This is a genomic window from Sphingorhabdus sp. Alg231-15 (assembly GCF_900149705.1).
In the GTDB taxonomy this organism is placed as follows: Bacteria; Pseudomonadota; Alphaproteobacteria; order Sphingomonadales; family Sphingomonadaceae; genus Parasphingorhabdus.
The window spans coordinates 1,343,564-1,357,070 of the sequence record NZ_LT703001.1 but is presented as its reverse complement, the minus strand read 5'-3'; the positions used below and the strand labels follow the sequence as shown (position 1 = coordinate 1,357,070).

At 53.8% G+C, this 13,507-nt stretch carries 4 protein-coding genes; all 4 read right to left on the bottom strand.

Going from position 1 to position 13,507, the window contains the following annotated elements; translation table 11 throughout:
• Window positions 1-145 precede the first annotated feature (145 nt).
• From DG177_RS06690 to DG177_RS06675, 4 genes are read right to left on the bottom strand one after another with little or no spacing between them, the layout of a single operon-like run.
• Window positions 146-1,108 (bottom strand): NAD(P)-dependent oxidoreductase, encoded by a 963-nt coding sequence (locus DG177_RS06690; protein WP_108810784.1) that lies wholly within the window; start codon window positions 1,106-1,108, stop codon window positions 146-148.
• Window positions 1,105-2,559: a cysteine--tRNA ligase gene (cysS, locus tag DG177_RS06685; RefSeq protein WP_108810783.1), complete on the bottom strand. Its 1,455-nt coding sequence runs from the start codon at window positions 2,557-2,559 to the stop codon at window positions 1,105-1,107. The genes DG177_RS06690 and cysS overlap by 4 nt, the downstream gene beginning before the upstream one ends.
• A gap of 45 nt (window positions 2,560-2,604) precedes the next feature.
• Window positions 2,605-11,625 (bottom strand): hypothetical protein, encoded by a 9,021-nt coding sequence (locus tag DG177_RS06680; protein WP_337658576.1) that lies wholly within the window; start codon window positions 11,623-11,625, stop codon window positions 2,605-2,607.
• Window positions 11,626-11,641: 16 nt separating this feature from the next.
• The gene (locus DG177_RS06675; protein ID WP_108810781.1) at window positions 11,642-13,432 is read right to left on the bottom strand and encodes a ShlB/FhaC/HecB family hemolysin secretion/activation protein; all 1,791 of its coding nucleotides are present in this window, start codon (window positions 13,430-13,432) and stop codon (window positions 11,642-11,644) included.
• Between the last annotated feature and the right edge of the window lie 75 nt (window positions 13,433-13,507).

The window sequence follows — 13,507 nt, the reverse complement described above, 5'->3', positions numbered from 1 at the left end:
TGATCAGTATTTGCTCAAGTCTATGGCAACGACCCCAGGATGATATTTCCCCTCCAGAAAAAGACTCATCCTTACCCCTATGCTGTTGGTTGATAAGTCAAATTTTCCTGTGAGTCACGTATCAATCGCAAATTTAATAAATGGCTCAATATCCACGATCAAGATCGGCAACGGCGATCATATCGCTACCCTTCTGATAGTGCGCTAGATTTTCCACGAAACGGGCAGCAGCGCGTTGAAACATGCGGGTCTGGGCGACGCCAGAAACGTGCATGGTTATGAAACAATTATCCGCCGTCCACAAAGGATCACCTTTCGGTAACGGCTCGGGGTCGGTGACATCCAGCATCGCACCACCAATGGCCTTGCTATTAAGCGCTTCAACCAATGCCGGCTGATCGACCAGTGACCCGCGTGCGACATTGATCAACCAGGCGGATGGCTTCATCGCCGCAAATTCGTCGGCGCCCAAAAGTTTTTGCGTTTCTGTCGTCGCAGGCGCGGAAACGATGACCCAGTCAAACTCCCCTAGCCGAGCCTGCCAGTCATCGGTGCCGATCACTTCGGTTCCCAATCCGGCAGGATCGTCACTAGCAGTCCGTCGGACAGCAGTGACGTCCATTTCGAACCCGGACAGTTTTTTCGCAACCTGCTGGCCGATGCCGCCATAGCCGATTATCAGCGCCTTACCGTCTGCCAGTTCGGTCGTGCCCGGTGCTTGTTCAGGCCATTCTTGCTGACTCTGAAGTTCCAGCAACTTGTCGGTGCGCTTCGCTGCTGAGAGCATGCCCATCACGACAAATTCTGCGATCGGAGAGCTGTTCAATCCGGCTCCGTTGGTGACTATGGTACCCTGCTGCTTGAGCTGATCGAGTGGAAAATGTTCGACCCCGGCATAGATACTGTTAAGCCACTTCAGGTTCGTTGCTGAACCCAGTACCTGAGCCATCTTTTCCTTATCATACATGTCGAACCACCCGATTTCGGCATGCGGAGCAATTTCCATCGCTTCCTCGGTACTGGTAAACCAGGTAACATCGAGATCGCCGCAATGGGGCTCGACGAGAGGACGGACGAGAGAGGCCATAGCGGCTATAGGTTTGCTCATATCGAAATGCTCCATTCCCAGCGTAGCGGATCGCCATCCATTAGTTCTATACCTTGCGCAATAAGTTCATCGCGAATCGTGTCGGCAGCGGCAAAGTCCTTGTCTGTCTTGGCTTGCTGTCGCAGGTCCAGTTTTTGCTCAATCTCTTTCTCGGTGATGGTTGCCGCTTTCGGACGTACCCTTAGATCGGCACGAGTGAGGGTTTCCAGATCAAGGCCGAGTATCAGATCAATCTCCTGTAGCAGCGCCATGCGCTGAACGGGATCTACTTTCTTGAGCGAGAGTAACTCTTCCAACAAGGGAATGACTGGGCAACTGTTGAGATCATCACTCATAGCTGTGTCCAGCCGGTCATGCATCTCGGCCAGTTTGGGGTGAGGGGGCTTCTCATTCTGCTCACCGGAAAGGCGGTCCTTTAATCGCTCAACGCTCATGATGATGCGTTTCAGCCGCGTCAGTGCCGCAACCAGATTGTCCCAACTAAACTCCAGCTCGCTGCGATAGTGCGCTTGCAGACACATCAGGCGATAGGCAAGGGGATGAATACCCTTATCAATCAAGAGCTGCAGTCTCAGAAATTCACCGGCTGACTTCGACATTTTGCCTGCGCGATCGATCAGGAAATTATTGTGCATCCAGACCCGTGCGCCGCTATGGTCGCAGCCGCTATGAGCTTGGTTTTGAGCGATTTCATTGGGATGATGGATCTCGCGATGATCGATCCCGCCAGTGTGGATATCAAAAGGCAGGCCAAGCAGCGCTTCTGACATGACAGAGCATTCCAGATGCCAGCCGGGTGCACCCTTGCCCCACGGGCTGTCCCACTCCATTTGCCGGGTTTCACCCTCGGGTGTCTTGCGCCAGATCGCGAAGTCGGCCGCATTGCGTTTGCCTTCCACCGCATCGATTCTGCCTTCTCCATCTTCGGTGGCGGCGCGGGCAAGACTGCCATAATCGGCGATGGTTGAAACATCGAAATAGAGGCCGCTGTCGAGTTCGTAGCAATGTTTTTCGGCAATGCCCTTGGCATAGTCTATCATCTGCGGCACGTAATCTGTCGCGATGGACCAATGGGCAGGCTGACGAATGTTCAGCGCTTTGATGTCTTCCCAGTAAGCTTCGGTATAATGTTTCGCGATATCCCAGATGGATTGCGCCCGTTCAGCGGCCGCTTTTTCCAGCTTGTCCTCGCCATCATCGGCATCATCGGTTAGATGGCCCACATCTGTGATATTGATGACATGGGTAAGCTGATAGCCTTTCCAGCTTAAGGTCCGCCCGAGTAAATCGGCAAAGACATAGGCGCGCATATTGCCAATATGCGGATAGTTATAAACCGTCGGGCCGCACGTATAGACGCGGGCTTCTCCTTCATGAACCGGAACAAACGGCTCGAGCGTGCGGGTGAGGCTGTTGAACAGCTTTAAAGGATGACTGGTATTTTCATTCATATCCACCGCCTAGTGGCTTCGGATGCAAAAGGTCAACCGGTCAATTCACTCGGCAGGCTCGAGCGTATCTTCTTCCTCTGGACCGCCCTGGCCACAGCTTTCATCACCTTCGGCACATTCGGCGCTCCCGTCGTCGCTGCCCCCTTCGTCGGTCACCCAAAGGTCATCATTGCCGGCGCCAGTAACGGGTTCATCAATCAACGGATCATCGACGAACTGTTCCGTTTCCTTGATCTCGATGAGATTGGTTTCAAACGGATCACTGACGATGGTCACGTCTTCATTTGGCGTAACCTCCTCCTCGATAACATCCTGCACCGGATCACCAATCTCAGGATCAATCTCAGGCGTTGGGGTTGGTGTTGGCGTTGGCGTTGGAGTTGGCGTTGGAGTTGGAGTAGGTGTTGGCGTTGGAGTAGGTGTTGGATTTACGGTCGAGCAACTTGTCGGATCGGCGATAATACAACCATTTATAGTACTTTGCGGTGTAAAACCTTCACCGATGCCCACTGCTCTCAGTGCCGGAATTCCGGTGTCCCCATCAACCGTGCCGTTCACGACAATTACGGGCGGTGAAGCCGTGGCTCCGTCAATCTGCACAGTTTGGCCAGTAAATCCACGACGGTCATCAAAATCGATGCCCGATCCGGTATTTTGTATCAAAATACTATCCGCAACTGTGAAGGTTAGCGCACCGCCTCGGATCACTCCGCTATCCAGGACAATGCCATCATTATTGCTCAGCCGGCTGTCGATAGCTGACGTCCCCAGTCCTGTTATGTCAGCGAAGGCTTGATCGGTCATTGCGAAAATATTGGTCGCTGTGAGTTCAAGGAAGCCGACTGAGCCAAACACGCCACTGGCGTCGGTAAGCTGCAATAGTCCACTCGCATTGTTGAGGAAGATATCACCGAATGCAGTCATGCTTAGCGTGGTGCCGCCTGATGCGTTTGTAACGTTCAGGTCGCCATCGACACGAATGGATTGTTCAGAATCGATCGTCAGCGTTCCGGAAAAGCCAAGATTGGCCATTTGCACACCGCTGACATTATCGCCGGTCTGGATCGTGAGATCCTGAATAATAAGATCAGGTGTGCTATTTCCCGTAGCTGTTGCAAAGAAAGTCAGGTCTTGATTGGATTGAATTCGTGTAAACTCATCTTCGCTCAGACTAAACACACCTGCCGTTCCGGCACCGCCCAAAATGACCTGATTATTTCCATTGCTTTCGATGAAAATATCGTTGGTCTGGGTAAATTCACCAAGCTGACCGGATGTGCCGATATTTACGTCGGCCGACGACAATGAGATAGATTCTCCGGTGGCAAGCGCCTGAATATCAATCAAGTTTCCTGCGGTGATTGTCAGCGCACTGTCAGCGTTGACGGTGCTGTTAATGGTGACGTCATCAGCAGCGGTCACGTCGATATTACCATTGGCGCTCACTACAGCCTGGCCAGTGATGCCAGCGGGTATTCTGCCCGCTACAGACGGGGTAGCAACAACTTCATTGAGTTCAGCACTACCGGCCAGACTGGTCAGACGTATGTTTCCAAATGCATTCGCATCATCGGCTACGAGGTTGCCGACCGTTACAACGTCGATATCACCGGAATTGGCGGTAGCCCTGATTCTCAGCGCGCCGTCGGATCGCAGGAACACATTGTTACCGCTTGCCGTTAAAATTCCACCGACCAAGGCGTTGTCGCGAACGGCCACATCACCATCAGAGGAGGTCAGGCTTGCTGAGCCAACATCTAGATTGTCTATCTCAACGCCCAGATCACCAATAAAATTGAACGTGCCTCCACTGGCCGTTCCGACGGTTACTACGCCGTCCGCGCTTGCGAAAAGACCTTGCGCAGCAATGCTCGTGGCGGTCAAATTATTAACTGCACCGGCTCTGATGAAGCTGTCGGTACTGACATTGCCAAATATGATTGAATCCTGGGCTCTCAGGTTGAGTGAAGACGGAATTTTGCTCGTGACGTCAACATCAGCGAAGATGATGTTGCCCGATGCAAAGAAATCGCCTTCGCGTGAAATATCAAGATCGCCGCCAATGTTGATGTCGCCATCCAAAGCGCGAAGTCGCAAGCCCTCGGTAAATCGCGGGTCGCCATTATCACCGGTATCGGCACTGCCCAAGGTCACAGACGTGCCTTCTAGACTTGCTTCATTGACTGAGATGACATTGTCGATCACTACGGCACCAGCCGCCACAACCGCGATGGTCGTTCCAGCATCCAGTGTCCCACCTTCGATATTGCCAACGGCTGCCGTCAGATCGATTAGGCCGGGTGTGGTTGCATCATCCAGTGTGATGGTTTCGGCCGCGAGAATGATATCTTGATCCGACGCGATATCGCCGCCCAATATATTCACAGCGTTGAACAATATGTCGCCCGCGGCAAACGCACCGGCAAATGCGATATCTCCGCCGGCATCTGCTGCGAAATCACCGCCGCCGGCTGTTAGTGAACCAAAGCCGACATTGCCGGTGGCATCGAGATCGATTGCCCCACCCACGGCAACTATGCCGCTGCCGTCAATGTCGCCGCCAGTGGCCTCCATTGTCAGGTTGCCGCCAATATCACCATCATCCAGTGTCACGGTCTGGCCTCGCAGGATTGCGTCGCCCCCGGTCCGGGCGTCGCCAACGATCAACGGCCCATCTGACAGAAGGTTTGCATCGTCTGTAATGTCTATCAAACCAATATCGAGAGCGCTTAGGGCGGTCGCATCAAGGGTGCCGCCAGATGCGCTGCCAACGTTGATTGTGGTACTTAAGAAATTCATCGCGCCGCCGCTGGCCGCGTCGCCGGAGATGAAAACGGCTTGCATATCAAGCTGATCACCGGCCGAGACCGAACCGAAATCTATGGTGCTGTCAGCAGTGAGAATGATATCAGTATTAGCCTCCACGCTGCCGAGACCGATGCTTCCGCCAACAATGTCGATGTTTTCAGCATCGGTTGTAGCGCCGACGAAAATATCGCCGGGTGCTGAGAGGATGATATCCGTTCCTGGGACATTGATCTGATCAAAGCTGAAGTCGCCGCCAGCGTTATAATTCACATCGCCCAAGCCAACGGTCAAAACGCCGACATTCATGCTGCCAGGTACCGAATAGAAGCCTTCAGGCAAATCACCTCGCTCTTCGACGGTGGTGAGTTCACCTCCGGCGTTGATCGCAGCTGCGCTAATGCTATCTCCAACCGTAATGCCTATGTCCGCGCCACTGTTGAGCGATCCGGAACCCAATAGGCTACCGGCGGCATCGATACCCAATAGACCGCTGGTCAACTCGGCACTACGCAGGTCGATATTACCTTCGGTACTGTTTATGAATATCTCATCGCTGGCTATAAAGCGTGATGCGACACCATCGACGCCCATCACAATGTCGCGTCTGGTCGAAACGAATATCTGGCTAGCGATGACATCGCCATTTTCGATTATCGCCTGAACCGGTACGCCTGCCTGACCTATGGCCACGATATTATCCGCATCCAACGCACCAAGGCAGAGATTGCCCTCGACACAACTGGCACTAAGCAATCCGTTATCGTCCGACTGGCCAACCGCAGCGATTACGGCATTGGATGGCGCATTATTGATATCAGCGCTGATGGAGCTGGCAGCGATGGTTCCGCCAAGGCCATCCATGGCATCGGCGGTCATAATTACGGCAAACTCATTCGCGTCAATCGTACCTGCTGCCACGATGGATGCGATGGGCGTGAGAGGTGTTGAAATTAAATCAAGTGCCATTCCGCCAGCCTGCAATATCAAATTATTTGGGCTTTCGAACGGTGTGCCAAAAATTGGCGAATCCACTGGATCGGCGGCTGCTTCGACGCGCGCGCCTGTCTGGATAATAATATCATCACCAGTGATAACCGAGATGCCATTGTCAGACACAGTAGTGCTGCCGGTCTGGAAGACTGCATTACCACCCGCGACTACCAGAATACCGCCTGTAGAAGTCACGTTGCCGGTTATGGTAGCATCGAAGCTTGGATCATAAACCGGGGTCGGACTTGGTGTAGAGTCGAGTCCTGCTTCAATGGCAATGCCAGAGTTAACAATCGAACCTGCACCCACAGGCGATGTAACGGGAGGGCCGGTCACGGCGCCGTTGTTCAGCGTTGCATTCTGTCCCGCCGTCAAGTCGATAATGCTTTCAGCGCGCAGATCATTTGCGAAAATATTCGCGCCGGCATTTACACTGATTTGAGATCCCGACTGAATGATTGTCCCTGCCATGCTGTTAAAATCGAACGCTGCATCAGCATCAAAATCAGAGACTACGTCGATGGAGATTGTTCCAGCTGCATTGTTGGTATGATCAACAAGAATCGACCCTGATGTGGAGCGCAGATCAGCGATTCCGCCAACCGTCAATTGGCCTGTGCCATCAAAAGTATATTCTATATTGCCAGCAACATTGACGCTTAGATCGCCCAATATCGTTATCGCTCCGCTATTGCCGGACATGAAGAAGCCGCTACCCGGAGACGCAATGGCCAGCGCTTCAGCGTTGAGGGAGCCAAGACTGATCAAACCGGCTGGATCGGTAGAGCTATCGATAATATCGATACGGCCGCCGAAACCAGACGGCATGGATCCATCACCCGCGTTGAAGCCGTTGGCGAACAGATCCACATTGCCGGATAGGTTGAGGATGCCCGGGCTGCCTTCCTGTACCTCCAATATGGCATTACCGCCGGTACCGATGCCGCCCAGACCAGAGGTTCCCAATGTGCCGTTAAAAGTAAAACCGCCGGGTCCGGCGTCACCGCCTTGACCAGTGGTGGTAACCGTGACGTTATCGCCCGTAATCGTGCCGCCTTGTGCAAGGAGACGGGCGGTGCCGCCTTGGCTGTCACCGCCATCACCGCCATCGCCGGCGATATTTCCATAGCTGTAACCGCCTTCGCCGCCTTGACCGGCTGTACCAGTGCTGGAGAGGGTAAACGATCCGGCACCGCTTAGCGCGAAACTCGCCCCATCGCGCACCGCTATTTCAAGAGTGCCGCCAGTGGCTGAACCGCCATCGCCGCCATCGCCACCATCATTGCTGAAATCTGTGAAGCCGCCTGCACCGGCGCCGCCAAAGGCATCGGCAGTGGTAAGCAGTGGGTCGCCTATATTGGTTAAAGCTGCTCCCGCACCAACGATTTCGAGCCGCGCAACACCGCCCGTAGCATCGCCGCCGTTGCCGCCGTCGCCGCTAATTGCACGGGCAAGACCGCCCGCGCCTCCGACACCGGTTGCAGTCACCACCGGACTATCGAGCAACACAGTTGAATCGGTTATGTTGAGAACCGCGGTACCGCCGTTGCCCGCGCCTGCATTTCCGCCGCTAAGGCCTTCACCGCCTTTGGCGCCGATGCCGCTGGTGTCGACCCTGTAAATCCGAGAAACTGGATCATCCTGTCCCAGATTAAGCGTCGCGGTACCACCCGTGCCGCTGCCGCCATTGCCCGATGTCTGCCCGGTAAAGCCGACGGGAGGAATTGGGCTGCCATAAGCACCATAGCGGGTCGGCTCGTCAGGGTCGTTGCCCGCATCACCGCCGGTTCCGATCGCTGTAACTTCGGTGGTGGTGAAAGTTACATCACCGCTATTATTATTGAAAACTGCGGTACCAGCTATCGCGTTACCGCCATCACCGGCGCGCGCAGATGGTGACGGTGTTCCAATCAACGCATCGCCACCACGCCCACCATCTGTGCTTGCAGAAATTGACGCAAGTTCAGCGGAGATCGTTGCAGTACCATCAAGATTGAAGGTTGCGGTCCCGCCTACGGAATCGCCGCCACGTCCGGCATCGACACCGCTACCTACGCCGCCCCGGCCGCCAAAACCGCCAGCCGTGACATTCAAATCGTTGGTGACTGTGAGGCTGCCTGCATTGGCATTAAATGTCGCATTGCCGCCGATGCCGGATCCAGCATTGCCAGCGTTCACACCATCGATATCACGGGCGTTACCGCCGTCTCCACCGATGCCATTGGCAGAAACCGTGAGATTGTTGACCGTCACGTTGGCACCGTTCAGATTGAACACAACATCGCCACCCTGTCCGTCGCCGCCGTCTCCAACAACACCCGGTGTTTGAGGAAAACCAAATGGCTGTGAGTCACCACCGAAGGAGGCAATACCTCCGGCAGAAACGAATACGTCATTGGCAGAAAAATTTCCGTCAATCAGATTGAAGACGACATTGCCTCCAACACCATTGCCGCCTTGTCCTCGGACAGGAATCGGGACTTCACTAAAGTCGTTTATCGATCCATTTGCGCTGCTAAAGAAGGTTTCGGCTGAAAAGATACCGCCATTTACAAGGTCTAGAGTTATGTTTCCGCCAACACCCAATCCACGTTCAGCCGCAAAACCATCATTGGCATTGCCGCGCCCCGTGCCGCTGGCGACCACTTGTATAGAAGGCGCGCTAAAGGGCCCATCGACAAGAGCGATTGTCCCATTATCAATAGTGATTAAAATATCGCCGGCAGTTCCGGTACCGCCTTGCGTACGCGAGAGCGCACCTGCGGTTGCAACAAACTGACTTCCCGTCAAGCTTGCGCTATTTTGCACGGTAATATCGATCGTTCCGGTTGTGCCATCGGAAACAGCATCTGCGGAAGCTCTTGTTGTGCGAAATGACGAAAACCTGAAACTGGACGAATCTACAGATGAATTATCAACGAGCAGGTTAACATTGCCGCTGCTGGACGCTGTGCCAGCGGTGCTCGCATCGCCTCGCGCCGCCAATTCTAATTGACCGGTAAGCGATAAATCTGATCCGTTGATGACGTCAAGCGACAGCTCACCAGCAGTCCCACTGCCTTCGAACTCTGAAGATAATGACAAGTTGGTGCCAGTTAGTGCGGTATTATCGAACGTAACGGTGAGGTCGCCCGATTCTGCCGGTCCAGCTATTTCCTCGCCAGCAGCGTTAAAACCAATATCTGCTTCGGCCCCATTTTCAAAGGTGAGGGTGCCGGTAAGGTTGACCGTGGCATTAGTGAAATTGGCAGTGATATCTCCAGCATTCGCTCCGTTTTCCGATGCTGTAACATTATCCGTTGAGTTTCTGGTACCACGCGCTCCGGCTCGAAATGAAGTCGGGCCGGAATTGATGATTCCATCGGTTACATTGAGATTAATCGTGCCTCCGCTATTGGTCCCGCCTGTGGCTGTCCCACTGGAATTATTGCCGGGATCGCCATTTGCTATAAATTGTAAGCCAGCACCACCGCCGTTAGTAAGCGTGCTGCCCGTGCCCGTAACATTGACATTGATGGTTCCGCCGGTTGACTCACCGGCAGTCACGGTGCCCATATTCGGCGCTGCTGACACATCGAATTCAGAGCCCCTGGGATTTGCACCGCCGTTCATATCGAGCAGCCCACCCGCTAAAATGTCGAGGTTGATCGTGCCACCCAATGTATCTTCGCCTTGCTCAACCGGTGAACCGCGGCTGCGGCGACCGGCTACACTGGCATTGACAACAAATTCATCGCCAATAACAATGTCCCCCGAACCCGCTATTCTTGTGCCACCCCCACTGGCGAGAATGTCAACCGCTCCGCCTTGGGATTCAGAAAATGCATTAACGGTAAGACTGCCGCCAACGGTAATTGAGGACGTTTCGCGGGCGATGATTTGAGCGCCAGTGACTGCATTGAATGTAATATCACCGTCAATGTCGATGACGCCGTCATCCCCGCCAGCTTCCAGACGAATAGCATCGCCTGCTGTGAATGTAAGGTCGAGCGGGTTAATACCCTGCGCTCCGGTAACGGGCGCACCAAGCAGATCTTGGATAACGATATTGTTGTTGGCAAAAGCTTCAATGTCATTGCTAAAATCTAGGCTGCTGAGGTTGATGCTGCCATTTAGCGCGGGGTCTACTTCTTGATCGATTGTAACCGTGAAATTTTCGGAAAAGCTGCGACCTGTAGAATCAATATCGCCGCCTGCACTGAGGATGATTTTACCATCGGCCTGCATGGCCGAAGCGGCTGGAGTGTAACCAACGCTGCCTTGCAACAGCATCGTCATTGCCTGGTTTTTTGGCAAGGCTGCAAAGTATATGGCCTGATTGTCTTTGTTTCCGCGAAATGCTGGATCAGGATTGCGCACGGGACCAGTGGTCGTACCAGTATGCGAAACCCCAACGGTGTCAGTGGTACCAACCAACAGACTTATATCAAACAATCCAGAGTCGATCGTGAGATCAGCTTGTTCGGCCGCGACATAGGCTACCGAACCATTGACGTTTACGGTACCTGCCTGATTAACTCGCGGCGCTACCATTGCTATATAGCTGCCTTCCGCAAGGGCATTTATCTGCGCGCCGCTGGCAATTGAAATAGCTGATGTGCTGTTTACTGATCCCCGAAAACGAATCTCTCCATTCGGTCCGAACAGGCCGCCGGTTGCGTCTATGGCATTGGTGGTAAGCGCCAACGATCCGACATTGATATTGGCGCCTTCACCGACAAGGATTCCGCCGGGACTGTAAAACCAAATATCACCGGCAATCGTGCCGCCGCTGATGCTAGCAATATTCCCGTCGAGACTGATTGCACGGGTCTGAATCGTTGGAACAATACGATTGAGAACAGTATAATTCGCCCCTCCGTCACGGGTAAAAAGCAAACCATTGTCGCGTGGCAGGAAATTAATCGTTCCGCCGCCTGACTGGTCGAAAAGATTCCAGTCGATAATGACCTGATCGCTGGTAATGGTCACGGTGTCGCTTGTGGGACCGGGAGTGAAATTACCAGTACCAAGAGTAAAGTTACCACCAGTCAGTTGAGGGTCGGCATTGACGGCATGACCACTGGGCGAAGGTGCCGCTTGAGCCAACGCATTTTGCGGAGCCAGCGCTAACATCATCGCCGCAGCAGTGATCGATCCGCTGGCAAGCAATTTCAGTTTGTTGAGCGACGAAGATCGAACCGATCGCGTCTTTCCATCGGTCACGGTCTTGCCTTTAATCACTCTGTTTTTGTCTGTCTCTGTCATCATCTTGCCTCTGGTCATCATCCGCCGCCTTTATTATCTATCGTGACCATGGTGCGAGTTGCACCGTCAGGGTCATCAATGCCCGCGCACTGTCTCGCCGGGTCTGGAAAGGTCCGCGTTTAAGCGGCACCACGGCCATCACATCCAGACTGGCCTGCCGGCCAATCGTGGCGCGTATGCCGCCGCCAGCGGAATAAATTTTCTGTGGATCGCCGGGAAAATTCTTGTTCCAGACACCCATCAGATCGAAATAGACATAGGGCTGCCAGGCAATACCATCGGGAGAATCAGGGATAAGTGAGCCGTAGCTGACTTCCGTCTGTAGGCCGTATCCGCTGTCGCCGATAATCGTGCCAGGATCGTAGCCGCGACCGGTTGTGTAGTTACCGCCAGAAATCTCTTCGTAAGAAAACAGCGCATCGGGTGAATATTGGAATCGCGGTTTCAACGTGAAAGCCAGCAGCGGGGTAGGGCGGTAATCGAGCTTTGCCTGGCCGCGTATCACAAATGCCGTCGGATCACCGTCAGCCCGCGTTGGAATCACCGTTTGACCAATGCACCGCACAAAGGCTGGTCCGCATCCTTCGCTAGCGCCCAATATGCCAAGGCCCTGGCGCACTTCCAGCGACCCGGCCATGCCCCATTTCGGTTCAAAGGCAGAATAGCCGCCGCGGCCGGAAATGCTCCCTGGTTCGATGGCGTTAAAGTCCATCCGGGCATAGGCGATGCTAAGGTCATCCTCGTTGGTTCTTATGCCGAAAACCTCGGTTTTCTGATCAATATATTCGAAACCGACGGTGCCAAAAAGATTGTGCGATTGTTTGCGGATGAACGGATAGGTGCCGTAAATTCCTGCAACCAGCGTTTCCGATTCAATATCAAAATTGCTAGCGAGCTCGGGATCGGTCCAAGCGTAGGTAAAGTTACCGCCAAAACGCAGACCTTCGCCGCCGACACGAAATTCGTGACCCAATTGCAGCACCTGTTGCTCGCTGAGATCGGCGGTTGAGAAAGCACTGATTGTGGTTTCGTCACCCAGGCCGGTAATCCCATTAAAACGTGCGCGCAGAAGACCACCGAAGCGGCCGACCTGTTTGGATCCAAAATTCTGGATATTGGTATCGACATAGACCGGTGTTCGCACGACGTTAAATTCGCCAATGACATCACCCGCTTTGCCTTCAGCTGCTGATGAAACCGGCCGCAGGGACAGACGCACATCCAGTCCCGGAATATCGCGCGCGAGCAACAGATAGCGTTCCGCCACATCAATATTGAAAACAGGTTCGTTGGTCAGCCGGTCGATATATTGCTTCAGCAATTTTTCCGATGACCCTGCGTCACCGCGCACCTGCACCGATGTCATACGGGCAAGCAGAACATCAAATTTGACGTTGCCACCCTCAATAGTCTGGGGAGGAACCTGTACAGCGGCCAGATAGCCCGCACCGCGCAATATTGTCGCCGCCCGGTCCCGGATTTCGCAAACCACGGCGACCGGCACTTCTTGTCCGATATAGCCCGTATAGGCCGATTGCAATATCGATCCGTCGACCACTCCAAGACCGCTGAAATCGACGGATTGCAGAGTGAATTTGACATCGGCAAATTCCGGATTGGCAAGCGGACAAGCAGACCGCTCCACACCGCCTTCAACGGTCAGCGGCTGTGCTTGACCTTTTTCGGCTTCACCCAGTAGACCGCGCTGAATTTCTTCTCTGGTCGGTGCAGCAACCGACGATTGGCCCCAGGCAACGCCATGGGACGACAGAATTGCCGGAATCGATACTAAAAATGCCAGTTTCTTTGCAGCGCGCGCTCGCAACATGTTTTTCCCCGTTGTTCAATATTTCCTGCGCGACCCACCTTGGAGATATTGTATTATTCATTTCACGCCCTGACC

Bases quoted from the DNA above. Each gene is read 5' to 3' on its own strand.
- DG177_RS06690 (WP_108810784.1), bottom strand. From the start codon at position 1,108: ATGAGCAAACCTATAGCCGCTATGGCCTCTCTCGTCCGTCCTCTCGTC.
- cysS (WP_108810783.1), bottom strand. From the start codon at position 2,559: ATGAATGAAAATACCAGTCATCCTTTAAAGCTGTTCAACAGCCTCACC.
- DG177_RS06680 (WP_337658576.1), bottom strand. From the start codon at position 11,625: ATGATGACCAGAGGCAAGATGATGACAGAGACAGACAAAAACAGAGTG.
- DG177_RS06675 (WP_108810781.1), bottom strand. From the start codon at position 13,432: ATGTTGCGAGCGCGCGCTGCAAAGAAACTGGCATTTTTAGTATCGATT.